The following is a 25152-nucleotide window of genomic DNA, read 5'->3' on the forward strand; positions in this document are numbered from 1 at the left end:
CAAGGCGCCAAGCTCGCAAAGAAAGGCGGCCAGGGCGGAAAGGCGGGGGACCCCCGGGGTTCGCTACGCTTCTTCCGTGGTCCCTTGGTGTCTCTTCGCCCTGGCGGACGCCTTGAGCTTCGGCGGGACGAGACGGTGGCAGCGGGCGGAGGCCTCGCCCAGCATGCGGTTGAGGAGGAGGCCGAAGGTGATGGCGATCTCCAGGTCGGCCGTCGTGCCGGAAGCCTTGCAGACCTCGGCCAGGAGGCCGTCGTAAAGCCCCTTGTCGCCGAGGCGCGCCGAGCAGTCCGCGACCCTGGCGGCGAAGGCGTCGTGCGGCCGGCCCGTGGAGCGCGCCAGGAACGCCCGGATCTCGGTCGGCGCCTCGGCGGGCGGCGGGGGGAGCCCCTCGTCGGCGGACAGCACCGCCAGGGCCAGGGCGGCCCAGGACTCCACCAAGCCCGCGGCGGCCTCGGGCGTGATCGCGGCGAGCCCCGAGCGGAAGGGGGAACTTTCGAAGAGGAAGAGCAGGCGGTTCATCTCCTGCACCCCGAAGGCGATCCCGCGATAGTACGCCAGGCGGACGGGGTCGGAGGCCTTGCCCGCCTGCCGGAGGAAGCGGCGCTCGATCCGCCCGAAGCAGCGGTCGTACCGGGGGTCGCCGGAACCGAAGACCTGGCTCGAGAGACGCGCGAGAAGCTTCATTCGTCCTCCTCCGTAGACGGGGTGACGGGCCGGTACGGTGCGATCCGCCGCACCAGGTCCCGGTACGAGGCCAGGTCGCCCATGCTTCCCCGCACGTCCTCCCGGTAGAGCCGAAGCAGGGTTGGGAACGCCGGGTGACGAACGAGGCGGACGACCTCCTCCTCCGACAGTTTATAGACAACGACCGGGAGCAGATGGTTCCGTATGCAGAATTTGACCTCCTCGATGAGCGCCCGGTCGAAGCCCAGCCGACGGAGGACCTGGCCGGCCACCTCGGCACCCCGGGTGGAGTGGCCGGGGAAGTGAAGGTTTCGCTTGTTCATGGCCAGGGTCAGCGGCTTGGCGACGTCGTGGAGCAGCAGGGAGAGCCCGAGGGCCGGCGAGGCCTTCCGCACGCGGCGGAAACACTCGAGGGTGTGGGTGAAGACGTCGCCTTCGGGGTGGTAGTCCTTGTCCTGCGGGCAGCCCTTGAGGTCCTCCATCTCGGGGATGACCCGCCCCAGAACGCCCAGGTCGTCCAGGCGCGCCAGGCCGGCCTGGGGGCTCGAGCCCGTCAGCACGTCCAGCAGCCCCAGGCGGTAGTGCGGCAGCGCCGGCCGGTCCAGCGGCAGCGCCATCCCCCGGAGGGCCTCGAGCAACGCCGGGTCGGGGGTGAAGCCTTCCTCGACTTCCATCCGGACGGCCCGGAAGAGGGCGGGGAGGTTCCGCAGCGGGTTGGCGGCCGGGGGCGCGAGGAGCCGCAGGCGCTTGCCCCGGATGTCCGTCAGGCAGCCCGACGGGTCCAGGAACCGGGAGCGGCCCGGGTCGAAGAGGAGGGCGTCGGCGGTGAAGGGTCGCCGGACGGCAACCGGCTTCAGGCGGGCCAGCGGGATCTTCCCCAGGACTCCGGGGAGCAGGGGATCACTCTCCACTTTCAGGAGGCATCCCCCGGCGTCCAGGCTCACGCTGGCGTCCTCCGCCACCCGGGGCAAGGCGGGAACGGAAGCCCCCGCCTCCTCGCCGGTCCCGCCGAGGGGGCGGGCATCGAAGCGCCGGGCAAGGTAGAGGAGGTCGGCGTTGGTCCACACCTGGAGGGTGGATGGCCGTTCCCCCGAATAGAGCCGGCGGGCGGACTCGCCCACCACCAGGAAGGCGTAACCGTCTTCGCGGAGGGTCTCGGAAATCTCCCGAAGCCCGGGGCTCACTCCGCCTCCCGGGCCGGTTTCCCGGCCAGGAGCAGGGTGGAACGGTCGTTGAGGGGGAAGGGGTCCCCGACCGTTTCCAGGCCGGCCTCAACCAGCCATCGCCTGACGTCCGACGCGGGGTAGGTGTCACCCCCCTCGGTGTTCACCAGCATGTTGACGGCGAACAGGAGATTGAACATGGGCCCGGTCCGGCCCTCGTCCACGAAGAAGTCCACCACGGCCAGCAGGCCCCCGGGGACAAGCGCGCCGGCGGCCTTCCGGAGGATCGCCCGGTTGTCGTCCTGCGAATAGCTGTGGATGATGTTGGCCACCAGCGCGCAGTCGAAGCCGCTCCCCACGTCGTCGGCGAGGAAGTCCCCCTCCACGTAGCGCACCCGCCCCGCGAGGCCGGCTTCACGGACGTTCTCCCGCCCGATGGCGGCCACGTCGGGATGATCGAAGACCACGGCCTCCAGTTGCGGGTGTTTCCGGCAAAGCTCGAGGCTGTGCCAGCCCGGACCCCCGCCGAGGTCCAGCAGGCGCCGCCGCCCGGAAAGGTCGAACGCCGAGAGGAGCGCCGGCGCCAGCAGGACGGCGAGGTTCTTCATGCCCTGGATGAAGTGCCGGGTCTGCTCCCCCGGCGGGAACGGCCGGGGGATGTCCGCCCGGGGGACCGCGGCGCCCGTCCGGAGGACGGTCGACAGCGTGCTCCAGGAACTCCAGAGGCTGTCCTGGTGGCGAAAGATGTCGCCGAGGTAGCGCGGCCGGCCGGGGACGAGGAACGCGTCCGCCAGGGCGGTGTTGGCATAGGCCGGGCCGGTCTTCGCGAGGAAACCGAGGCCAACCAAAACGTCCAGGACCATCCGGAGCGGCCGGGGGTGGGTGCCGGTGCGGGCGGCGAGGTCGTCCAGGGTCAGGGCGCCCGGGGCGAGGGCCTCGAACACGCCGGCGGACACGGCGGAGAGGAGGACCCGGGACTTTTGAAACGCCGCCACGGTCTCGTAAACGAAGGGAAGCGGGTCGGTCGGGCTCGGGGGGGTCATGTCGATCTGTCCTTTCGGGTCGGGTGACGGCCGCTGGGGGGCGCGGGGGGTCAGCGCCCGCGGGAGCGCTGGCGGAGGACCTCGTAGAGAAGGATCCCGGCGCTCACGGAAACGTTGAGGGAGGAGACGGAGCCCCGCATGGGCAGCTTCACGAGAAAGTCGCACTTCTCCCGGACGAGGCGGTGGAGGCCCTCCCCTTCCCGCCCGAACACCAGGGCCGTGGGGCCGGTGAAATCCGCCTCGTGCCAGGCGAGGGAGGCCTCCGCGTCGGTCCCCGTCACCCAGACGCCTCGCTCCTTCAGGCGTTCCATGACCTGGACCAGGTTGGGGACGCGGGCCACGGGGACGTGCTGGGCGGCCCCGGCGGACGCCTTCCAGGCGGCGTCCGAGAGGGGGGCGCTCCGCCGCTTGGGCACAAACACGCCGCTCGCCCCCGCCCCGTCGGCACTGCGGAGGATGGCCCCCAGGTTCTGGGGGTCCTCGATGCCGTCCAGGAGCAGGAAGAGGGCGTCGCCGCCGACGCGGTCCAGGAGGTCCTCCGCGTCGGCCAGCGGGGCGGGCGCGGCGAAGGCGGCCACCCCCTGGTGGGGTTTCCCCTCGCACAGGGCGTCCAGGCGCTCCGGGCGCTCGAACCGGACGTCGACGCCCACCGCGCGGGCCAGCCCCACCAGTTCGGCCAGGCGTCGGTTGTCCGACTCCTGCCGGACGACCAGGCGCTCGACGGTGCCCGACCGGAGCGCTTCCCGCACGGGATGGATGCCGTAGATGAGGGGCATGGGTGTGTTCCTTTCCGGGCGTTGCACCGCCCGCGGGGATCAGGGCCGGTCCGGGACGTCCGGCGGCGCGGTCGCGGTTTCTCCCCCCGGAAGGCCGGCCGGGGCTTCTTCCACCGCCGGGCCGGTCGGTTCGTCCCCCCGCGCCTCGGGGGTGAGGGGGGACGGCGGCCCGGGCTGCGCCGGGGGAGGCCCGGCCGGCGCGGCGGGTCCCGGCGGGGCGGCGGCAACCGGGGGTAATAACACCGGGAGAAGACGCTCGCGCAGCCGGGGGTCGAGCCCGGCAAGCAGGAAAACGGGCCAGGCGCGCACGATGACGTGCAGCGGCAGCAGCACGGCCTCCCCCACCACCGGCAGGACCGCCAGGCAGCAGGTTAGGCAGAAGGCCAGGGTCGTGAGGAGAAAGGTCGCTACGGAGAAGAGGAGGCGGAGGGGCGCGTAGACCAGGAAAACGATGGGGCGCCGGGCGAACAGCCCGAAGAACCCCGCCCAGGCCCGGAGAACACCCTCCCGACGGGCCCACATCAGGGGGACCACGAAATCCTCGAGGTAGATGGACAGGAACCCGGCCACCAGTCCGACCCCCGCCAGCCCCAGCAGGAGGGTCGTGGACTGCCCGGTGAGCTTCTGCAGCAGCGTTCGCTCGAAAAGCACCAGGAAGAAGGCGACCGCGGTCACCAGGAAGAACAAGAAGCCCAAGGTTCCGGTGAAGAGCTTCCAACCGAAGAGGGAGTTCCCCTGCCGGGCGTTCTCGCCCCAGGCGGCGGCGAGGGGCTTGTCGGGGAAGAAGAGGCCGTCCAGGTACATGAAGCGGCCCCGGCAGGCCACGAAGACCCACACGATGCGGAGGAACACGAAGGCCGCGACGATCAGGGCCACGGCGATCGCGATCAGGCTGAGGTGGCCGAACAGGAACGCGAGGTAGGGCCCGGCGTCCGGCCGTTCGGCCGGCGGACGTCCGGGAAGGTCCAGCATCGCGCTGTTGTAGGTGAAGATGCCCAGTTCCAGTGTGCTTCCCAAAAACGCCAGGAACGCCAGGCGGATCCACCCGGGGAAGCTCAGGGGGCGAAAGAGCCGCTTCCGCGAGAACCGGAAGGCCTCGCCGAACGCGGCGAACACCGAAACCCTGACTGGCAAGCCGTCCATCCCGATCCCCCCGGCACAAGTAAAGGGCATTGTACACCAGGGGGTCTCCCCGGGGGGAGCGATTTTTCCGGTCGCCCGGCGCAGTTGCCCGCTTCGGCGGGCACGGTCGGGCACGGGCGCCGGTCGGGGGTCGCCGGCGCTTCGTCAGTCCGTCGCCAGCATCACGCTGGAGGCCTTGATGACGGCCCAGGCCTTCGTGCCCTCCGCCAGCCCCAGTTTTTCGGCGGACTCCCGGGAGATGATGGACACCACGTGCACGCCGTTCCCGATGTCGAGGACCACCTCGGTGTTGACCGCCCCGTGGGTGACCTTGACCACGGTGCCGCTCAGGACGTTGCGGGCGCTGATCTTCATGACGGCCTCCTGTTCGTTCCGCGTTTCCTGTTTCCCATTATAACAACGAAATTCGTAAAATTTGATGGGCCCGCAAAAAGTCTTTTTTGCCCGCGAATCACGCGAATGAACGCGAATCAGAAATCAAGAACTGATGCGGTCGCAATAAGTACCATCACCCTCCGGGTGATGGCTCTAACAAAGGCCTTACAGACATTTTCCAGCTCGTTTTCCGACTTTCTGCGAGTTCATCAAGAACTGACAGGCACCGGTCAAGCGGTGAATCACCCGCCATTTTTTTCGTGGGGTTCGCGGGGTTCGCGCTTAAGATAATCCCGGTCCGTCACGGATCGGGCCGAGAGGTGCAGGGAGCCATGGCGGGTTTTCGCGGGTGGGAACGCGTGACGGTGAACGGGCCGGACGGGGCCGGGCGGGAGGCCGCGGCCCCCGTGATCGTCTCCGCCAGCCGCGCCACAGACATCCCGGCGTGCCTTCCGGCGTGGTTCCGGGAGCGGTGGCGGGCGGGCTTCGTGGAGCGGGTGAACCCCTTCAGCGGCAAGCCGGCCCTTGTGAGCTTCGCCCGGACCCGCGTCCTCGTCTTCTGGACGAAGAACCCGGCGCCTTTCTTTCCCGTCCTCGACGAACTGGACGCGTCGGGGGTCCACTACTACTTCCAGTTCACGCTCAACGATTACGCGGCGGAGGGGCTCGAACCGGGCCTGCCGTCCCCGGGGGAGCGGGTGGAGACCTTCCGGCGCCTGGCGGGCAGGCTCGGGCCCGACCGGGTGGTCTGGCGCTTCGACCCGCTGATCCTGGCACACGGGCTCACCGTCGGGAGCCTCGCCCGCAAGGTCGACGGCCTGGCTGCCCGGCTGTCCGGTTCCACGCGAAAACTGGTGATCAGCTTCGCGGACGTGACGAACTACCCGGCGGTCCGCGCCCGGGTGGGTGACCCGGGCATCGGCTGGCGGGAGTTCACCGGGGCGGAGCGGGAGGACCTGGCCGGGGCCCTGGCGGCGACGGCCCGCCGGGAGGGTTTGGAAATCGGCGCCTGTGCCGAACCCTTCCCCCTCGACCGCTTCGGGGTCCCCCCCAACCGGTGCATCGACGACGTCCTGCTGGCGCGGCTGTTCCCCGGCGACGAGGCGCTCATGCGCTTTCTGGGGCGGCCCGTCGGCGGGGGCGACCCGGCTCCGGACCCCCGGCTCAAGGACCGGGGCCAGCGCAAGGCCTGCGGCTGCATCGTCAGCCGGGACATCGGGTCCTACGGCACCTGCCGCCTCGGCTGCGTCTACTGTTACGCCCGGAGGTCGTCCGGGCCCCTCTCCCCCGAACCGATGGAAGGAACCTTTTCGGCAGAGACGGGTCTAACACAGGGGCCCTGCCGGTCGTGAGCCGGCGGCGGTGTCGTTCCCGATTCGCGTGATTCGCGCCTTCCGCGGGTCAGAAGACACTTGTTTCGATGCCGGAGGTTCAGCCATGTCAACGAATGAGAGCACCTGTCCAGGGCAACCGTGGTGTTTCGGAATCGCTCTCGTTGCGGCCCTGGCGGTTGCGATTCCCTGTGCTCTCCCTTTGACGGCGGCAGAGCTGGAAGCAGGATGGCCCTGCTCGGCGGGGCTGGATTTCCCCCCGGGTTCGAAGAGCGATACCGTGCACATCTCAGGCAAAGACCTTTGCGAGCGTGCGGTGAAGCACGTCCCGCCCGTTTTCCCGGAATTCGCCCGCCATGCCAGGCTGCAAGGGATGGTCATCGTCCTGATCGTCGTGGATGCACTGGGGAAGGTCCGGTGTGCCAAGGCGGTGTCCGGCCATGCCCTGCTGAAGCCGGGTGCGGTCAAGGCGGCCCTGCAGTGGGAGTTCCGTCCCCTGGTGAGAGCGGGGAAAACCTATGCCTTCCGGGGTTGCCTCCTGTTCCGGGCGGAACTTCTCGGGCAGGGTTGGACGGACGAGGAGCGGGAGAATGCCTGCCTGCGCGACCTCCGGTTCCGGTTCGCCGACCGGGCTGCCCAATGACCGGCGCACCCGGCGATTGAACGGCGCGTGACGCAAAGCCCTTTTCGTTCGCCGGTGCCGGCGGTATAATGGTCCCAGCGATTCCGTCCGGGAGGGTGCCATGGCCAGACGATCGGCGATATTGTCGTTCTTCCTCCTGTTCATGCTGCTCGGGTGCGCCAAGTCGGACCGTTCGGCGCCGGCCCCCGAATCGACCGCCCGGGCTGCCAAAACGGCGGACGAGCCGGGGGCGATGCCGGCCCCGCCGGCCGAGGCGCCGTCCAGCCCGCCCGCGGACAAGACCGAAGCGCAGGCGGTCGCCCCGGGGAGCGGCGGGAGCGTCCTGGACCCCGAGGCGGTGAAGAAGGCCCAGTCCGTCGCGCTCAAGCTCATCAAGACCGGGAACCTTCGGATGCGGGTGGACAAATATGCCGAGGCCCGGGCCGCCCTCGGCCGCATCGTGGCCGAGCACCAGGGGTACATTTCCCAGGAACGGGAGGAGACCACGGACACCACCGTCACGGGCGACCTGGCGATCCGTGTCGACTCCGCCCGGTTCGACGCCCTCGTGGAGGCCCTGGTCAAGCTTGGCGCGTACGTCCATGCCAAGAACGTGAACGTGAAGGACGTGACCGAGGAGTACGTGGACGTGGCCGCCCGGCTCAAGGCCAAGCGGGAGGTGGAGGCCCAGTACCTCCAGATCCTCAAGCAGGCGAAGAACGTCCGGGAGACCCTGGACGTGGAGCAGTACCTCCGCCAGATCCAGGAGGAGATCGAGGCCGCCGAGGGCCGGCTGCGCTACCTCGACAACCAAATCTCCCTCAGCACCCTCCAGGTGTCGATGTACGAGAACCTGCCCGGCGGCCCGAAGCGGGACCCCCAGGAACGGGGGTTCTTCGGGAAGCTCTGGGACGCCTTCGGCGACGGGTGGGACTCCATCAAGCGGACCTTCATCGGGGAGGTCCGGAACTGGCCGGGTTGGGTGATCTTCCTTGTCCTCGTCTGGGTGGGGGTGAAAGTGTTCAAACGGATGCGGAAGGCGGGGCACTTCAAGCGCCGGGAAGCGCCGGCCTGGATTCCGCCGACCTATTCGCAATATCCCGCACCCACCGGGCCGTTCCCCACCGGGCCAATGCCGCCGCCGTCCGGCCCGGCGGCACCCGCCGCCCCCGGGGGGAGCGCATCGGCGTCCGTCCCGGAGGAGAAACCGCAGGGAACCTAGATCAAACCGGCCGTCCCGTCACTGCATCCGTCACGAATTTTCCTTTGGCTCGGCGCGGTCCGAGGGGACGGTGAAGAAAAAACAACTGCCCTTCCCCGGTCCCTCGCTCGTCACCCCGATCCTGCCCCCGTGGATCTCCACGATCTGGCGGCAGATGTAGAGGCCCAAACCGGTCCCCCTGATGATGCTGTCAAGGGTTTCCCCGACCTGCCGGAACTTCTCGAAGACTTCCCCCTGCTTGTCTGCGGGGATTCCCACCCCGGTGTCCCGCACCGTGACGAGAACACCCTGCGATGCGGCCGCCCCCGGCCCCTCCTCACCCCAACGGGCACAGCCTTTGCAACGGCGTGCGCCGATGAAGATGGTCCCGCCTCTCTCGGTGAACTTCACGCTGTTGGAGACCAGGTTGATGAGGACCTGGATCAGGCCGTCCTCGTCCCCCATTACCGCCGGAAGGCCGGCCTCGACCTCTGCGGCGACCTCCAGCCCGTTCTGCTTGAAGAGGGGCCGGGTGACCATCAGCGCCTGGTCGATGATATCGGGGACGGAAACGGGGAGCCGTTTCCATTCCTTCTTGCCCGCCTCGATCTTCGAGAGATCCAGAAGGTCCGAGATGAGCTTGGTCATTCGCCGGCTCTCGAACATGATGATTTCGGCGTTCTCCCGGATCTGCTTCGCGGCGGTGCGGGCTTTCTCGTTTTCCGCCGGGAGGTTGGGAAGGATCACCTTTTCCACTTTCCGATGGACGATGTTGGCGAATCCGACAATGGACGTGAGGGGGGTCCGCAGTTCGTGGGACATGCAGGAGAGGAACTCGCTCTTGGCCCGGTTGGCCGCGTCAGCCGTTTCCTTCTCGGCCTTCAACTCATCGATTCGCTTCTTCTCGGTGACGTCCTCGATGATCCCCTCGTAGTGGCTCACCTTTCCGTCCTCCCCGCGGATGACGTGGGTGTTCTCCGACACGTGGATGATGCTTCCGTCCTTCCGGTAGGCCTTGTACTCGAAATTCTTGATGAAACCGTTCCCTTCAAGGAGACGGAGGTACTCCCTCCGTTTTTCGGGATCGACATACAGGGTGAACAGGCGGTTCGAAAGAGAGGCGATCATCTCGCCCGGCGAGTCATAGCCGAAAATGCGGGCCATGGCGGGGTTCGCCGTAAGGAGACGCCCTTCCCACGTGGTCTGGAAGATGCCATCCGTCGCGTTCTCGAAAATGGTCCGATAGAGTTTTTCCGATTTCGTCAGCGCCTGCTCGGACTGTTTCCGCTCCGTGATGTCGTTCCCGACCCCGATGACTTCACGGATAACACCCGACGCGTCGTACCGGTTGATGGAGTTCCACGAGACGACGCGCCGGCTCCCGCCCTTGGCGATGAGCGTCATCTCGTATTCCCGGACATCCCCTTGCTCAAAGTCGCGGAACAACTGCTCGACCTGGCGGTGTTCCTCTCCGGGGTAGAGGGCTTCCCACCAGTTCCGGCCGATCAATTCGGCGGAGGAATAGCCGGTGATCCTTTCCCCGGCGGGATTGATGAAGGTCGTGGTGCCGTCGGGCGCGATCCCGCAGATGATGACGGGCATGTCCTGGATGATGGCGGCGGAGAAGTCGCGCTCGAGTCGGAGTTCCTCCTCCACGTGTTTACGTTCCTCGACCTGGTGCTGCAACTCCAGCTTCTGCCGCTCCTCTTTGTCCTTCAGACGGCTGAAGATGCCGGGGATCTCGTGACACCGGACCCTGCCGGCCCCCGGGTAGAGCTTTTCGCTCTGCTCCAGGATGGCTTGCTCAAGACTTTCGGGCGGCGCCATGATGAAACGGCACCGGTCATCCCCCCGGGCCCGGCACAGGACCTCGGTGGCCACCAGCGTGGTACCGAAGCTCTCCTCACACCAACCGGAGGAGTAACCGGCGTTCATCACACAGACAGGGGAAGGCGAGCGCTTTCCCGCCGAAATCCAGGCGTGGGCCTCGAACGAGTAGGGGTGGTCGTAGATCAGCAGGAACTTCTCGCCCGGACACGGATTGCTTTCCGGAAGAATATCCACGAAGGCCCAGCCGGCGTAGGCGAAGTGAACGGGCCCTGCCGACAGTTTCTCGAGGGGGTCCTCAAGGTGAAGCCGCTTGTGGAAGTTCTTCGCGTCCGCCGCACCGATGGCATGTGACAGGTCGAAAAGGAGGTTGCGGGCCAGCGATAGCGCCTCCGCCTCGCCCCGGTCCGCGTAAAGCTTCTTGAGGCTCTCGAAAAACTCCACCGACATGGAGGCAGCCCGGACCAGGATGTAACGCTGGCCGAAGACCTCGATGGTCCCGTGCGTCGCATCCTCCCGCTTGTCTTGAAAATACCTGCCGACGTTCTCCTGGGCTTTGCGGAAGATCGCCTCGAATTGGGGAGGCACCCGGACCGTTCGCAGTCGCTGTTTGAGAACGTCCTCCATCACCGGCAACCCTTCCGGGACAGCCCTTGATTTCCTCGCCATAGACCCCCTGACAGACCCGCTATTCGTTATCAATCCTAGCACAGAACAGTAACAGGTACTATGACAATTTATGTTCAAAATTGATTGCTTCAGACCGGAAAAGTCGGTCGCCCACCATTACAAGAAAATTGTAACGAGTGGGGCGCGGGGGCCCATTGGACACATCTTCTACCTTATCTCCCGGTTCCGGTAGAAGTTGTTGAGGAGGCCCATGGCGAAGAAGAAGGTCACGAGGGAGGAGCCCCCGTAGCTCAGGGGCGGGAGCGGGATGCCGATGACCGGGATCAGGCCCAGGTTCATCCCCACGTTGGACACGAAGTGAAAGGCGTAGAGGATGGAGATCCCGAAGGCGGTGTACATGATGCGCCGGTCGGGGCTGTCGTGGGCCAGACGGAAGCCGCGGTGGAGGAGCAGGGCGTAGAGCAGGAGCACCGCGCCGGACCCCACCATCCCCATCTCCTCGCAGATCAGCGCGAAGATGAAGTCCGTGTGGTTCTCGGGGAGAAAGCCCATGGTGCCCTGGCTGCCCTTGCCCAGCCCTTTCCCCGTCATGCCGCCCGACCCGATGGCGATGATGGCCTGGATGGTCTGGTAACCGATCCGCTGGGGGTCGCTCTCCAGGTCCATGAGGACCTTGATGCGCGCCTTCTGGTAACTCTGGAGGAGGTGCCACCCCGTCAGGGCGGCGAACAGGCCGAGGACCGCCAGCCCCACGAGGATCTTGCGGCGGACGCCCGCCAGGAGCGTGATCCCGGCGAGGAGGGGAACCAGGGTGATGGCCGTCCCCAGGTCGTGCTGGAGCAGGATGAGGGCAAAGGGGACGGCGACCAGGCCGGCCAGTTTCGCGAAGGAATAGAACCCGAGGTAAGTCTCGCCGAAATCCGAGAGAAACTTGGCCAGCACCAGGATGAGGACCAGCTTGACGGTCTCGGACGGCTGAAACACCACCCCGCCAAACCCGATCCAGCTCTTGGAGGCGTTGATCGTCTTCCCGAAGATGAGGACCAGGACCAGGACGAACAGGGCGCCGAGGTAGACGAAATAGGCCAGCGAAAAGAGTTTCCGGAAGGGGACGAAACTCATGACGAGAAAGATCACCGAACCCAGCGCCATGCGGACCAGGTGGTTCCGGATGATGCCCGGCCCGGCCGAGCGGGTGGCGTAGTAGATCTCCACGCTGCCGATGACGCAGAGGGAAACGATCGCGAAGACCAGCGGCCAGTCGAAGCCGGCCCAGCGCCTAGTCGTCATCGCCGCGATACACCTTCTCCGGGTTGAGCCGGAAGAACTCGCCCAGGACCCGGGCGGCGACAGGGGCGGCCGTCTCGCCGCCGTGCCCCCCGTGCTCCACGATGATGGCGAGGGCGATGGCCGGTTTCTCCGCCGGGGCGAAGCAGGCGAACCAGGAGTTCTCGCGGTACCGCTTCTTGTAATCCGCCATCCGCTCGGCGGTGGACGTGCTGATGACCTGGGCGGTGCCGGTCTTGCCCGCCACGTTCACCCCCTCCACCCGGGCGAGCTTGCCGGTGCCCTCCTCCACCACGTTGAGCATGCTGCGAATCAGCAGCCGGTGGATGGGCCCGGGGACGATTTCCTCCACGGGGCCGGCGTCCCCAGCCCGCTCCCGGAAGGCGAGATGGGGCGCCGGGGTGATCCGGTTGGTGGAGACGCAGGACATGAAGTACGCCACCTGGAGCGGCGTGACCCCCACCATGCCCTGGCCGATGGCGGCGGCGACCGTCTCCCCCTGGTACCACGCCTTCCCGTACCGCCGCTTCTTCCAATCGGAGGACGGGACCAGCCCCGGCTTCTCGTCGGGCAGGTCGAGACCGGTCTTCCGGCCCATCCCCAGGGCGTTTGACCACTTGCAGATCTTGTCGATGCCCAGCCGGAGGCCGGCGTTGTAGAAGTAGACGTTGCAGCTGCTGGCAATGGCCGGCATCAGGCTCACCGTTCCGTGCCCGGACTTGTTCCAGCAGTGGTAGACATGGCCGCCGAGTTCGAAGGCCCCGTTGCAGGAGAACATCGTGGCCGGGTTGATGGTCTTCTCCTTCAGGCCCGCCAGGGCCACCAGGATCTTGAACACGGACCCGGGGGCGTAAACCCCCTGGGTCGCCTTGTTCTGGAGCGGCTTGTCCGGGTTGTCCAGCAGCGCCCGCCAGACCTCGGGCTTGAGCCGGCCGATGAACTGGTTGGAGTCGAAACCGGGGTTGCTGACCATGGCCAGGACCTCGCCCGTCCAGGGGTCCATGGCCACCAGGGCCCCCTTCTGGTCCGCCATGGCCTCGAAGGCGGTCCGCTGGAGGTCCAGGTCGATGGTCAGGGCCAGGTCCTTGCCGATCCGGGGCTGGACCTCCTCGAGAACGGCCTTGACCTGGCCGAGACTGTTGATGCTGATCTTCCGGTAACCCTTGGCCCCTTCCAGCCAGACGTTGTAGTATTTCTCCATCCCCGTCTTCCCGACGAGGTCGCCTTTGCGGTGTCGCCCGTCCTCGCTCCGGTTGAGTTCGGCCTCCGTGATCTCCCCGGTGTACCCGACGATGTGGCAGAAGAGGTCGCCGTACAGGTACTTCCGGTCCGGCATCCACTCGATGCTCAGCTCCGGGTAGGAGTTCCGGTGGGCCTCCACCCAGGCGCACTCCTCGAAGCTCAGGTTGGATTTCAGCAGCACGTCGGTGGTCCCCACCGCCTGCCGGCACTCCTGGGCCTTTCGGGCGACGGTCTCGGGGTCGAGCCCGAACTGGTCGCGCATCAGCCGGGCCAGGCGTTCCGGGTCGGTGATGCACTCGGCTTTGACGAAGAGGGAGAAGGAGGGGATGTTGTCCACCAGCGGCCGGCGCTTCCGGTCGAAGATGATGCCGCGGGGCGCGGAGGTTTCGATCCGGCGGACGTAGTTCCGTTCCGAGGCCCGGGCGTAGTAGTCGGTCCGGGTGACCTGGAGGTACCAGAGCCGGCCGAAACAGGCCAGGAACAGGAACCCGACGCCCAGGGAGACCCAGAGGATGCGCAGCCGGTAGTGCGGTTGGGCCTGGTCTTCCTGCATGGCCTTACCCGCGGGGTTTCCCGGACGAGAGCGCCCAGGCGGGGACGCTGAGGAAGGCGTTCACGGTCCCGCTGAAGAGGATGGGAAGGAAATCCCGGATGGGGGAGAGCTTGCCGAAGATGACGAAAAAGAAGGCCACCGTCAGGACGTTGAAGACGGAGAAGAGGAAGACGGCCGGCACCTGGAGGCCGGGGTGCTCCAGGTTCAACCGGCGCGAAACCAGGAGGGTTAGGTAGGCGATGGTCATCTTGGCGAAGGCCTGGATGCCCAGGGGGAACACGTGGGAAAAGGTGGCGTCCTGGACCAGGCCCGCGGTGAAACCCAGGCCCAGCGCGGACGCGCCCGGGGTGCGGCGTGCCGTGTGGAAGGCGAGGAGGATGAAGAAGTCGGCGTAGGAGAACACCGCCCAGACCTGCGGCAGAAGCAGCTGCAGGAGGAAGGTGACGACGAGGAGGATGCCGAAGCGGGTCAGGTTCGATGTCATGTCAGCGCTTCAGGATCACGTAGACGTGCTGGACCTGCTGGAAGTCCGTGAAAGGCGCCACCCCGATGGCCAAAAAGCCCGAGGGGCCCTTGGAGACCTCCAGTACGGCGCCGACGGGGTAGTTCGGGGGAAACACCCCGTCCTTCCCGGAGGTGTAGATGGCGTCCCCCGGCCGGATGTCCTCGTAGGAGCGGACGTAATCGAAGTGCAGGACGGGCTTTCCACTGCCCTTGACGATCCCCTGCGTCCCCGGGGTCCTGAGGTAGCCGGCGGCGGCGAACCCCGCGTTCGTGACCAGCTGGACCTCGCTGAAGGCCGGCCCGCAACGGACGATCCGCCCCACCAGGCCGCCCTCGCCGATGACCGGGTCGTCCACGCGGTAACCGTTGAGCCACCCGCCGGAGATGGTCATGGCCTGGTCGCAGTAGTACAGCCCCATGCTCACCACCTGGGCGTAAACCCCCGACTCCCGGAACGGCGTGACGAAATTGTGGAGCCGGGAGAAGCGGTCCGCCACCGCGAGGCGCTGGTAGCTCTGCTGGAGGAGGATCCGGGTCTGTTCGAGGGACTGCCGCAGCCGGGCGTTTTCCCGGATCAGCTCGGAGTTCGAGCGGAAGAAGGCGGGGACCCCGTCCGGGTCCCGGAGGGACTTGACCGCGGTGGCGCCCAGGTAGCCCAGCACGCGGGAGTCCCAGATCTTCAGGAGGGCCGAGCCCTTCAGCACGCGGAACTGCACGGTGACGGCCACGACGCACCCCAGCGAGAGCAGGAGGTAAACCTGCCATTCCTTCATTTTCCGCCCGAATGACGCCATCTCGCCGTTTCGCCCCGACCGCCGGATTCCGGCGTCCGCGCCGGCCGGGTTATTCTCCATGCCGCTTTCCACCGGTGTCAAGGGAAAAACACGATCGGTGGTATACTGGGAGCGTTTAACGGGGAAGGCGGCGCCGGCCGGCCGGACGTCGCCGCTCACCGGGTTTTTCCCGGCGTTCGCCGAAAGACGGGAGAATGCGGGGGCCAGGGCTCGTAGTCTGAGGGTGAAATCACCGAACGGAGGTTCACCATGGAAAAAACACGATGCGAACGCCGCCCCGACCGCGCCGCGCCCCACCTGATCATCGGGTTGTTCATCGTCGCCGCGGGCGTGCTCTTCCTTTCCGTCAACCTGGGGTGGATCCCCCGCGCGGACTACTCCTGGGTCTGGCCCCTGGTCCTGACGGCCCTGGGCCTCTCCTGGATGGTGAGCGGGCACTCCCGGCTGCCCGGCGCCGTTCTCGCCCTGGTGGGAGCCGTCTTCCTGCTCCGCAACCTGCAGGTGATCCGGGTCGACGTCTGGCGCTTCTGGCCGATGCTGCTCATCGTCCTCGGGATCCATCTCCTCTTCCGCAACTTCCGCCCCCCCGTCCCGGTCACCGCCGACGAGACGCCCGCGGACCGGATCCGGGGCACCGCCTTTTTAGGGGGGTTCAACCGGGCCTGCGCGTCGCCGGATTTCAAGGGCGGAACGCTGACGGCCTTCATGGGCGGCTGCGAGATCGATCTGCGGGGTGCGTCCATCCGGGGGCCGGAAGCCGTGCTGGACTGCTTCGCCCTCATGGGGGGGGTTGAGGTCCGCGTTCCGGACGACTGGGTCGTGGTGCTGGACGGCACCCCCTTCCTGGGCGCCTTCGAGGACAACACCCGCCCGAAGCCGTCCGAGGCCCCGAAACGGCTCCGGATCAAGGGGACCGCCATCATGGGCGCCGTCGAGGTGAAAAACTGACCATGCCGTCCCTCCCGGCCCCCCGATGGTCACTCCCCGCCTCCGTGCTGCTCTGGGCACTGCTGGCAGCCGGCCTGACCGCCGTCACCCTCTGGGGCCGGGGGGATCTTTTCCGCACCCTGCCGTTCACCGTGCCCATGGGGGTCGTGAACGCCGGGATGGCCCTGGCCATCCGTTTCCCCTGCCGGTCGATGCCGGTCCGGGGCCCGGCCGCCTTGCGCCTGGCCCTCCGCCTGGTGGTCCCCGCCGCCCTGTTCACGGCGGTCTGGCTGGCCGCCGCCCTGGGGTGGGAGCAGGTGCTGAGCACCGCCCGGGCCTGGCCGGACGGCACGGGTTTCGGGCCCGACGGCGTCCCCCGGCTGGCGGCCCTGGGCCTGGCGCTCTTCCTGCTCGCCGCCGCCCTGCACCACCTGCTCCTGTCGGTCCGGCAGGCCCGCCAGGCCGAGGAACGGGAACTCCGGCTGACCGTCCTCGCCCGCGAGGCGGAATTGCGCGCGCTCAAGGCCCAGGTCCACCCCCACTTTCTCTTCAACAGCCTGACCGCCATTTCCGCCCTCACCGCCACGGACCCGGAGGCGGCGCGGCGGATGTGCCGCGACCTGGCCGACTTCCTCCGGGAGACCCTGGAGGTGGCCCGGGAGGACTTCGTGACCCTCGAGCGGGAAGCCGGCTTGGCGCGGCGCTACCTGGCGGTGGAGTCGGTTCGCTTCGCCGGTCGGCTCTCCATCGACATCTCGGTGGACGAGGGCCTCGGGGGGTGGCCGGTCCCGGCCCTCGTGCTCCAGCCGCTCGTCGAGAACGCGGTGCGGCACGGGGTGGGGGGGCTGCCCGAGGGCGGCCGCGTCGAGATCGAGGCGCGGCGGGAGGACGGGGAGCTGTGCATCCGGGTGGAGAACCCGCGCGACCCCGACGCCCCGCCCGCGCGACGCCAGGGGCTGGGGCTCCGCCTCGTGGACGAACGTCTCTGGATGCACTACGGCCCCGCCGCCCGTTTCGAGGCCCTCCGGCTTCCGAACCGGTACCGGGTCACGCTGCGGCTCCCCCGCGCCCCGTCGCCGGCGGGACCGGGCGGGCGAGGCGAACCGTGAGACCCTGCCAGGAGGTCGACAAGTCATGAGACCGTCCGGGACCGACATCCGGGCCGTGCTGGTGGACGACGAGCCCCTGGCCCGCCAGGACCTGCGCCGGCTGCTGGAGGCCCACCCCCGGGTCCGGGTGGAGGCGGAGTGCGCCGACGGGTTCGAGGCGGTGCGCTCGGTGAACGAACTCCACCCCGACCTGGTGTTCCTGGACATCCAGATGCCCCGGCTCACCGGGTTCGACGTGGTGGAGCTCCTGCGCGGGGAACCGCTCGAGGTGGTCTTCGTCACCGCTTTCGACCACTACGCCCTGGAGGCCTTCCGGGTCCACGCGCTGGACTACCTGCTCAAGCCGGTGGCGCCCGAACGTCTGGCGGGGGCCCTGGAGGCGTACCAGCGGCGGCAGGGCGGCTCGGCGCGGCGGTGGGAAGCCCTGCGAAGGCCCGAACCCGGCTTCCGGGACCGCCTCGTCGTCCGGGACGGGGGGCGGGTCCACGTGGTCCCGGTGCGGGAGGTGCGGCACGTCCAGGCCCAGGACGACTACGTGCTCATCCGCCGCGGCGGGACGGACCTCCTCCGGAACCAGCCCCTGAACGACCTCGAGAAGGAGTTGGACCCCCGGCAGTTCGTCCGGGTCCACCGCTCCCACCTCCTCAACGTGGACCGCCTGGTGCGGCTCGAACCCTGCACGGGCGACACCTGGGTAGCCTTCCTGGACGACGGGACCCGGGTCCCGGTGAGCCGGGCCGGGTATCGGCGGCTCAAAGACAGGGGCCTGCGCTGACGGCCGGCAGCCCGGCGATTCTTTCGAAGAGCGGTGTGGGGTGTCTGACCTGTCCGACTTGTCTGACTTGTCTGACCGGTCTGACCGACCTTTACCCGGCGCGGAGCTTGACGAGGTTGCAGGCCCGGGCGAGGGCGTCCACCGCCTGGGGGTCGAGGGCCCCGGGCACTTCCGTGAGGCAGGAGGCGGCCGCCGCCCCGAAGGCGTACCGTGCGGCCTCCGGCAGCTTCTCCCCCCTGGCCAGCGCCAGGGCCAGCGCACCGGCCAGGGTGTCCCCCGCACCGATGGGGTTGACCACGTCCACCGAGGGCGGGATGACTCCCCAGGCCTTCACCGGTCCGACCAGGAGCGCGGTCCGGGGCCCGTCGGTCACCAGGGCCCACTCGGCGCCGAAGGAGCGCAGGACCCGGCAGGCCTCCAGGCAGGACTGCTCGGTGTCCAGGGTGCGTTGCAGGGTGAACGCCAGTTCCTCGCGGTTGGGCTTGACCAGGAACGGCCGCTCGGCGAGCGCCTTCAGGAAGGCGGGGCCGCGGGTGTCCACGATGACGGGAAGGCCGCGGTCACGGGCGTTTCGAACCCAGGCGGGGAGTGCGTCCGTCGGGGCGCCGGACGGGAGGTTCCCCGAGATGATCGCCCCCGCCGCACCCGGGAGGAGGCGGGTGTACCGGCCGGTCAGGATCTCCCACACGGGGGCGGGGGGGACGGTGGCTTCCTCCACCACCTCGGTGGCTTCCCGGCGGGTCACGTCCAGGAGCGTCTGGCAGGTGCGGACAAGAGCCTCGGACAGGACCGGCCGCCAGGCGATCCCCTCCTCCCGGAGCATCCGGCGCAGGCGGCGCCCGCTCTCGCCGCCGGAGAAGCCGATCGCCACGGGCAACCCGCCGAGGGCCTTCACGGCCCGGGCGGCGTTGACCCCCTTCCCCGAGGCCCCCACGGACACGGCCCGGACCCGGTTGACCCTCCCGACCCGCAGCTCGTCGATTCGCAGCACCCGCTGGATGGACGGAAAAGCCCCGAGGCAAACGATCCGGTTCGACATCGCCCCTTCCTCCCGTATCGGAATTTCTACCCCTATTATAGGAAGAAAATTCTCATTTCCCCCGTATTTTTTTACGCGGCGGCCCCGCGAATCACGGTACGATGGCGACGACGGCGGCCGCGGTCGCCGGTTTCCAGCCCCACGGGATGTCCATGAACACGCTTGCGGGTGAACCGACCGTTCTCAAACTCGTCGACCTGAAGAAGTCCTTCGGGAGCGTGAGGGCCGTGGACGGCCTCTCCCTGGAAGCCCGGCAGGGGGAGATCCTCGGCTTCCTCGGGCCCAACGGCGCCGGCAAGACCACCACCCTGCGGATGATGACGGGCCTGCTCCGCCCGGACGGCGGCCGGGTGGAGATCCTGGGGGTCCCCCTGACGCCGACCACGGCGAAGGGCCTTCAAGCCGTTGGTTACTGCCCCCAGGACATCGTCGTCTGGGACATGCTGACCTGCCTGGAGCAACTGGAATTCATGGGCCGCTCCTACGGCGTCGATCGCCGCGCGGCCCGGCGGCGCGGGGAGGAACTCCTGGACGTCTTCGGGCTCGCCGAGAAGCGTCACAAGCTCGGGCGGACGCTCTCGGGCGGGATGCTCCGGCGGTTGAACATCGCCCTCGCCCTCGTCCACGAGCCGGAGATCCTCTTCCTGGACGAGCCCCAGGCCGGGCTCGACCCACAGAGCCGCGTCCGGGTCCGCGACTACGTCCGCTCGCTCCGGGACCGGATGACCGTGATCCTGACCACCCACGACATGGAGGAAGCCGAAAAGCTCTCGGACCGGGTCTGCATCATCGACCAGGGGCGATTGCTGGTTTTGGACACCGTGAAGAACATCAAGAGCGGGCTTGGCGAAGGCGATCTGATCGAGATCGAGATCGTCGGGGACCCGGACCGCGACCTTGTTCCCTTCGTCCCTTCCCTGGGCGAGTCCGGGGCGCGTTTCACCGTCAGGGGCCGGACGCTGAGCCTGGTCTCTGCGGACGCCACCGGAGTCCTGCCCGATGTCCTGAACGCCGTCAAGGCCCGCGGCCTGAAGCTGGTCAACCTCCGCCTCCGCCCGAAAACCCTGGAGGACGTCTTCATCAAGCTGACCGGGAGGGGGTTGCGCGAATGAAGTTCCTCGCCTGCCTCGGGAAGACCTTCAAGGAGAACTTGCGGGACTGGAAGGTCCTCAGCCTGGTCCTCGCCTTCGGCCCGTTCTTCGTCTACCTCATGCACGCCTACTTCGGCGCCGCGGCGTCGGGCTACACCCTCGTGGCCATCGACCGCGACCGCCCCGTCACTCTGGCCGACGGACGCCGCCTGCACGCCGGGCGCGACCTCGCCGACCGGTGGCGGGGACTTCCGGCCGCCGACGGGAAACCGGCCTTCACGGTCGTGGTCCTCGCGGACGAGGCCGAGGGCCGCCGGCGGCTCGAGCGCCGGGACGCGGACCTGGTGGTGCGGGTCCCCGAGGATTTTTCGGGGCGGCTGGCCGCGTGGGCCGAGGGGCGCGCGGGGCCGCTCCCGGCACTCACGAACGAGGGGGACGCGTCGAACCTGCGCTTCCTGACCGCTGCCGCCCTGGCCGACGTCGTGTCCTTCAACTACGTCTCCGAGGTCACCGGCCTCCGCGTGCCCCTCGACCTCGACTTCCGGACGACGGGCGCCGCCGGGCGCGAGCCGAGGGACTTCGACCTCTACGTGCCGGCGCTCCTCGTCCTCGCCATCATCATGGTCCTCTTCTCGGCCGCCGCCTCCATCATCAAGGAGGTGGACAAGGGCACCATCGTCCGCCTGGCCCTCTCCCGGCTCAGGCCCCTGGAGTTCCTGGGCGCCGTCGGGCTCAACCAGGTGCTGATCAGCACGGCGGCCCTGGGGCTCACCTTCCTCGCGGTCCTGCACGTCGGTTACCGGACCCAGGGTTCCGTGGCGCTCCTCTTTGCCGTGGGGGCGCTGTCGGCCCTCTCCGTCGTCGCCATCAGCCTGCTGGTGGCGGCGGCCATGAAGACCATCTTCGAACTGCTCACCGTGGGGACCTTCCCCTTCTTCGTCCTCATGTTCTTCTCGGACTGCATGTTCCCGCTGCCCAAGCTCGCCCTGTTCCACCTGGCGGGGTACACCTTCCACGCCAACGACGTCCTTCCCACCGCTCTCACGGTGAAGGCCTTCAACAAGGTCCTCAACCACGGCGCCGGCGTGGCCGACATCGGCATGGAGTTGACCGGGATCGTCCTGCTGACGGCGGCCTACTTCGCCGTCGGCGCCTGGGCCTTCCGCCGCCGCCACCTGAAGACGGGCTGATCGCCCGGCGCGCGAGTGAACACGGGAAGGGTCCGGCCCTGCCGCCGCAGCTCCGCCCCGATGTCCCCCGCCAACTCCCAGTCCGACGCGAGGAAATCCAGCCGGGGGACCGCCTCCAGGAGCGGCAGAACACGTTCGCGTTCCGGCTCGCGAAAGAAAACGAACGGCCGGTCCATACGGACCGGCCGTGGGAATATGGGAGGTGCCCCGAAACAGGGATCGAAAACCGGGATGACAGCCACGGCGCGGTATCCAACCCGCGCCGGCGGTGGCGCCTGGTTTCGCCCTACTTCTTGGTGTGCTGATTTCTTCTCATCTTGTGCTTGCGCTGTCTTCTGAGCTTTCCGGCCCGTTTTTTCTTCTTCTTTTTCACGCTGCCCATGAGAGATCCTCCGGTATGTTCGTTCACAAAGCGCGAATGCTACCACAAAAGGACGGGAAGTGTGATATTCTTTTTTTCACTTTTTTGCGGGGGGCGCCGCGTGACGGAAAAAGAACGGATTCAAGGACGGCCGCTGGAAGGCCGGCCCATCGACGGAACGGAGACCGCCGGGGAACTGCTGTCGAAGGCGTTCCTCTCCTACGGCGGGCGGGAGATCCGCACGGCGTGGGAACTCCTGCGCCGGGCGGTGGAGGAGGACCACACCATCGTGCTCACCCTCTCCGGAGCGATGACGCCGGCGGACCTGGCCCGCACCTGCATCAACCCGCTGATCCGCGCAGGGATCGTGGACGTGATCTGCACCACGGGCGCCAACCTCTACCACGACGCCCACCGCAGCCTCGGCCGGGTGCTGGAGGAGGGGACGCCCCACGTTGACGACCGGTCCCTCCGGGAAGCGGGCGTCATCCGCATCTACGACATTTTCTTCGACGAGGAGGTCCTCTACGAGACGGACCGCTTCTTCAGCCGGATCATCGCCCGGCCGGAATTCCAGAAATCGATGACCACCCCCGAGTTTCATCACCTGCTGGGCGGCTACCTTCAGGAGCTGGAGTCCCGCAACGGCATCCCCGAGGCCGGACGCAGCCTGCTGACGGTCTGCCGCGAGCACGCCGTGCCCATCTTCTGCGGCGCGCCCCAGGACGGGTCCATCTTCCTCAACGTCATCAAGCTCCGGAAACTGCTGGGCGAGAAGTTCGCCTTCCGGCTCGACCTCGTGCAGGACGTCTACGAGTTCGCCGCCGTCCAGTACTGGGCGAAGCGGAAGGGGTCGGGGAAGATGACGGTGCTGATCCTGGGCGGCGGGGTCCCGAAGAACTACACCCTCCAGGGCGAGCCGCTGCTGGAGCAGATTTTCTTCGTCTCCGCCGGCGGCTTCGACATCGACATCCAGGTGAGCGACGCCAACGTGCACACCGGCGGCCTGTCGGGGTGCCCCGCCTCCGAGGGGCACACGTGGGGGAAGACGTCCGCCGAGTGCGTGGTCAACAGCGTCTTCTGCCACGGCGACGTCACCCAGGTCTTCCCCCTGCTCGTCCACGCCGCCCTCCAGCAGGGGCTGAAGAAGGAACCGCGCCGCTTCATGGACCGGCGGGAGGACGTCCTCGCGCTCCTGGACGTCGTCTTCGCGGCGAAACGGGCCGAGATGGAGGAAACACTCGCCTGAGGGCAGGGCCCGGGGGGAAACGCCCGGGGCCGGAACGAACGAGAACGCAGGTTTTGACCACGCCGGCTGAAGCCGGCGCCACTACTTTAAATATCAGGAAAAGACGATGACCAGAACCCGAAAGAAAACCGTCGCCGGGGCCGATCCGACCCCGACCGTCCCGGAAACGCCCGTCGCCGACCCGGCGCCGAAGCCTCCCGCCCCCGAGGTCGCCGCCCCCACGGAGGGCGCGACCCCGGCGCGCACCCGCAGCCGGCGGGGCAAGGCCCGGACCCCGGGCGCCCCGGTGATGGAGAGCCCCGCACCGGAGACTCCCGCGCCGGAGAGCCCCGCGCCGGTTGTCGACGCGTCCCCCGCGGCGGCTGCCCGCCCGGAGGGAACGGCCCCGAAACGAGCCCGCACCCGTCGCGGCCAGTCGCCGCCTCCGGGCACCCCGGCACCGGAAACCCCGGCGGCCGATGCGGCCCCCCCCGCCCCGCCCGAGCCCGCCCCGGTCCCGACTCCGGAGCCGCCGGTGCCGGCGGAAGACCTGGCCGAACCGGTGAACGCGCTCCCGGCCATCGGGTGGGAAGACCTGCCCGATGCGCTCCGGCAGGGCGCGACGCGCTGCGGCTGGACGAACCTCATGCCCGTTCAGGCCAAGGTGATCCCCTACATCCTGGCCGGGCGCGACCTCATGATCCAGTCCCGGACCGGCAGCGGCAAGACCGGCGCCTACGGGCTCCCGCTCCTGGAGCGGATCGACCCCGCGGCCCGCTCCTGCCGGGCGCTCATCCTGGTGCCGACCCGGGAGCTGGCGAACCAGGTTCACCGGGACCTCACCCAGATGGCCGGCGACACGGGGATCAAGCCGGCGGTGGTGTACGGCGGGGTCGGCTACGGCCCCCAGATCGACGCCCTCCGCGGGGGCGCCCAGGTCGTGGTGGGGACGCCGGGCCGGATCCTGGACCACCTCATGCGGCGCACCTTCCACCTGGAGGACCTCGAGGTGGTCATCCTGGACGAGGCCGACCGGATGCTCTCCATGGGCTTCTACCCGGACATGCGGAAGGTCCGCGAGTACTTCCCCCACCGGCGGCACGTCAACGCCTACCTCTCCTCGGCCACCTTCCCCCCCTTCGTGTTCCGGCTGGCGGGGGAATTCCTCACGGGGAAGGACTTCCTGAGCCTGAGCCGCGACCGCGTCCACATCGCCGAGATGGACCACCTGATGTACGAAGTGCCGGCCATGGACCGCGACCGCGCCCTGGTGCGGATCATCGAGTTCGAGAACCCCCTCTCCGCCATCGTCTTCTGCAACACCAAGGCGCGGGTGCACTACGTCTCCGTGGTGCTGCAGCGCTTCGGCTTCAACGCCGACGAACTGAGCGCGGACATCTCCCAGGCGGCGCGGGAGAAGGTCCTCGGCCGCCTGCGCACCGGGGAGCTGCGCTTCCTGGTGGCCACCGACCTCGCCGCCCGGGGGATCGACATCCCCGAACTCTCCCACGTCATCCAGTACGAGGTGGGTGAAGACCCTGAGTCGTACATCCACCGGGCGGGCCGCACCGCCCGGGCCGGCGCCGGCGGCACGTCCCTCTCCCTGGTGGCGGGGATGGAGGAGTTCAAGCTCCTGAAGATCGCCAAAGCCTACGGCGTCAAGATGATCAAGCGCAGCCTCCCGAGCGAGGACGACCTGGCGGAACTGGTGACCGAGCGCGTCACCGCCTTCCTGGAGTCGGACCTGCGCCAGCGGGACAAGCTCCAGGTGGAGCGGATGCGTCGCTTCGCCTCCCTGGCCCGCGGCCTGGCGGACAACGACGAACTCTGCGGCCTGGTGGCCATGCTCCTGGACGATTACTACCAGGAGGCGCTGCACGGCCGCTTCACCGTCGTCCCGCCGGAACCGGTGATGCACCGTCGGGACCGCGACGACGGGCGCCCGCGCTACGGGGACCGCGATCGCCCGCGCCGCGGCGACGGCGACCGCCCGCGCCACAGGGACGGCGACCGTCCGCGCCCCGCCGAGGGTGACGGCCCGCGTTTCGGTGACGGTGACCGCCCGCGCCAGGTCGAGGCAGACCGCTCAGGCCAAGGCGAAGGCGACCGCCCACGCCCCGCCGAAGGCGACCGCCCGCCCCGGACCGAGGGGGACGGTCCCCGTGAAGGCCGCCGCCGTCGCCGCCGCCGCCGCTGAACGTATTCGTAACCATCTTCAGAGACGAGAGCCCTGGGGCGGGATCCCCCTCCCCAGGGA

General features: G+C 68.4%; 22 protein-coding genes. 10 read left to right on the forward strand and 12 right to left on the reverse strand.

The genetic code is table 11. From position 1 onward, the window contains the following. Nucleotides 1-63: 63 nt before the first annotated feature. The 6 genes from KA419_05800 to KA419_05825 all read right to left on the reverse strand — a co-directional run bounded on the left by KA419_05800 (nucleotide 64) and on the right by KA419_05825 (nucleotide 5163). Nucleotides 64-684: a hypothetical protein gene (locus KA419_05800; GenBank protein ID MBP7865445.1), complete on the reverse strand. Its 621-nt coding sequence runs from the start codon at nucleotides 682-684 to the stop codon at nucleotides 64-66. Then, a complete protein-coding gene (locus tag KA419_05805) occupies nucleotides 681-1868 on the reverse strand; it encodes an HD domain-containing protein (protein ID MBP7865446.1) in 1188 nt (395 codons plus the stop codon). The genes KA419_05800 and KA419_05805 overlap by 4 nt, the downstream gene beginning before the upstream one ends. Continuing rightward, on the reverse strand, nucleotides 1865-2890 hold the full coding sequence (locus tag KA419_05810; protein MBP7865447.1) for a methyltransferase domain-containing protein: 1026 nt from the start codon (nucleotides 2888-2890) through the stop codon (nucleotides 1865-1867). The genes KA419_05805 and KA419_05810 overlap by 4 nt, the downstream gene beginning before the upstream one ends. Before the next feature lie 50 nt (nucleotides 2891-2940). Continuing rightward, on the reverse strand, nucleotides 2941-3666 hold the full coding sequence (gene rlmB, locus KA419_05815) for a 23S rRNA (guanosine(2251)-2'-O)-methyltransferase RlmB (protein ID MBP7865448.1): 726 nt from the start codon (nucleotides 3664-3666) through the stop codon (nucleotides 2941-2943). A gap of 39 nt (nucleotides 3667-3705) precedes the next feature. Next, on the reverse strand, nucleotides 3706-4809 hold the full coding sequence (locus KA419_05820; GenBank protein MBP7865449.1) for a hypothetical protein: 1104 nt from the start codon (nucleotides 4807-4809) through the stop codon (nucleotides 3706-3708). Nucleotides 4810-4953: 144 nt separating this feature from the next. Continuing rightward, nucleotides 4954-5163 carry a molybdopterin-binding protein gene (locus tag KA419_05825; protein ID MBP7865450.1) on the reverse strand — a complete coding sequence of 70 codons (210 nt, stop codon included), beginning with the start codon at nucleotides 5161-5163 and terminating at the stop codon, nucleotides 4954-4956. 428 nt (nucleotides 5164-5591) lie between these two features. On the opposite strand from KA419_05825, the gene KA419_05830 reads away from it, so the two are divergent. The 3 genes from KA419_05830 to KA419_05840 all read left to right on the forward strand — a co-directional run bounded on the left by KA419_05830 (nucleotide 5592) and on the right by KA419_05840 (nucleotide 8359). Further along, nucleotides 5592-6536 (forward strand): DUF1848 domain-containing protein, encoded by a 945-nt coding sequence (locus KA419_05830; protein ID MBP7865451.1) that lies wholly within the window; start codon nucleotides 5592-5594, stop codon nucleotides 6534-6536. A gap of 295 nt (nucleotides 6537-6831) precedes the next feature. Then, the gene (locus tag KA419_05835) at nucleotides 6832-7158 is read left to right on the forward strand and encodes a TonB family protein (GenBank protein ID MBP7865452.1); all 327 of its coding nucleotides are present in this window, start codon (nucleotides 6832-6834) and stop codon (nucleotides 7156-7158) included. A gap of 100 nt (nucleotides 7159-7258) precedes the next feature. After that, the gene (locus tag KA419_05840; GenBank protein MBP7865453.1) at nucleotides 7259-8359 is read left to right on the forward strand and encodes a DUF4349 domain-containing protein; all 1101 of its coding nucleotides are present in this window, start codon (nucleotides 7259-7261) and stop codon (nucleotides 8357-8359) included. Between the two features lie 30 nt (nucleotides 8360-8389). Here the strand turns inward: KA419_05840 and KA419_05845 are convergent, their stop codons facing one another. The 5 genes from KA419_05845 to KA419_05865 form a co-directional block, all read right to left on the reverse strand. Beyond that, a complete protein-coding gene (locus KA419_05845) occupies nucleotides 8390-10792 on the reverse strand; it encodes a PAS domain S-box protein (GenBank protein MBP7865454.1) in 2403 nt (800 codons plus the stop codon). A 210-nt stretch (nucleotides 10793-11002) separates the two neighbouring features. Then, on the reverse strand, nucleotides 11003-12085 hold the full coding sequence (rodA, locus tag KA419_05850) for a rod shape-determining protein RodA (GenBank protein MBP7865455.1): 1083 nt from the start codon (nucleotides 12083-12085) through the stop codon (nucleotides 11003-11005). Beyond that, on the reverse strand, nucleotides 12075-13877 hold the full coding sequence (gene mrdA / locus KA419_05855) for a penicillin-binding protein 2 (GenBank protein ID MBP7865456.1): 1803 nt from the start codon (nucleotides 13875-13877) through the stop codon (nucleotides 12075-12077). The genes rodA and mrdA overlap by 11 nt, the downstream gene beginning before the upstream one ends. Before the next feature lie 4 nt (nucleotides 13878-13881). Continuing rightward, complete coding sequence (mreD, locus tag KA419_05860; protein ID MBP7865457.1) at nucleotides 13882-14361, reverse strand: rod shape-determining protein MreD; 480 nt, start codon at nucleotides 14359-14361, stop codon at nucleotides 13882-13884. A 1-nt stretch (nucleotide 14362) separates the two neighbouring features. Beyond that, nucleotides 14363-15235: a rod shape-determining protein MreC gene (locus KA419_05865; protein ID MBP7865458.1), complete on the reverse strand. Its 873-nt coding sequence runs from the start codon at nucleotides 15233-15235 to the stop codon at nucleotides 14363-14365. A gap of 189 nt (nucleotides 15236-15424) precedes the next feature. On the opposite strand from KA419_05865, the gene KA419_05870 reads away from it, so the two are divergent. Genes KA419_05870 through KA419_05880 form a run of 3 tightly spaced genes read left to right on the forward strand, consistent with a single transcriptional unit; the run spans nucleotide 15425 to nucleotide 17986 of the window. Continuing rightward, nucleotides 15425-16123, forward strand: a complete 699-nt coding sequence (locus KA419_05870; GenBank protein MBP7865459.1) for a hypothetical protein — start codon at nucleotides 15425-15427, stop codon at nucleotides 16121-16123. 2 nt (nucleotides 16124-16125) lie between these two features. Beyond that, nucleotides 16126-17211, forward strand: coding sequence for a histidine kinase (locus KA419_05875; protein ID MBP7865460.1), 1086 nt, complete (start codon nucleotides 16126-16128; stop codon nucleotides 17209-17211). 46 nt (nucleotides 17212-17257) lie between these two features. Continuing rightward, nucleotides 17258-17986 (forward strand): response regulator transcription factor, encoded by a 729-nt coding sequence (locus KA419_05880; GenBank protein ID MBP7865461.1) that lies wholly within the window; start codon nucleotides 17258-17260, stop codon nucleotides 17984-17986. Between the two features lie 91 nt (nucleotides 17987-18077). Here the strand turns inward: KA419_05880 and KA419_05885 are convergent, their stop codons facing one another. Next, on the reverse strand, nucleotides 18078-19025 hold the full coding sequence (locus KA419_05885; GenBank protein ID MBP7865462.1) for a hexose kinase: 948 nt from the start codon (nucleotides 19023-19025) through the stop codon (nucleotides 18078-18080). 152 nt (nucleotides 19026-19177) lie between these two features. On the opposite strand from KA419_05885, the gene KA419_05890 reads away from it, so the two are divergent. The 4 genes from KA419_05890 (at nucleotide 19178) to KA419_05905 (ending at nucleotide 25092) form a co-directional block, all read left to right on the forward strand. Further along, nucleotides 19178-20137 (forward strand): ABC transporter ATP-binding protein, encoded by a 960-nt coding sequence (locus KA419_05890; GenBank protein MBP7865463.1) that lies wholly within the window; start codon nucleotides 19178-19180, stop codon nucleotides 20135-20137. After that, nucleotides 20134-21306: an ABC transporter permease gene (locus KA419_05895; GenBank protein MBP7865464.1), complete on the forward strand. Its 1173-nt coding sequence runs from the start codon at nucleotides 20134-20136 to the stop codon at nucleotides 21304-21306. The genes KA419_05890 and KA419_05895 overlap by 4 nt, the downstream gene beginning before the upstream one ends. A 482-nt stretch (nucleotides 21307-21788) precedes the next feature. Further along, a complete protein-coding gene (locus KA419_05900; GenBank protein ID MBP7865465.1) occupies nucleotides 21789-22916 on the forward strand; it encodes a deoxyhypusine synthase family protein in 1128 nt (375 codons plus the stop codon). Nucleotides 22917-23205: 289 nt separating this feature from the next. Beyond that, the gene (locus tag KA419_05905) at nucleotides 23206-25092 is read left to right on the forward strand and encodes a DEAD/DEAH box helicase (protein MBP7865466.1); all 1887 of its coding nucleotides are present in this window, start codon (nucleotides 23206-23208) and stop codon (nucleotides 25090-25092) included. The last annotated feature ends 60 nt before the right edge of the window (nucleotides 25093-25152 follow it).

This window comes from Acidobacteriota bacterium (assembly GCA_018001935.1).
Classification (GTDB): Bacteria; Acidobacteriota; JAAYUB01; order JAAYUB01; family JAAYUB01; genus JAGNHB01.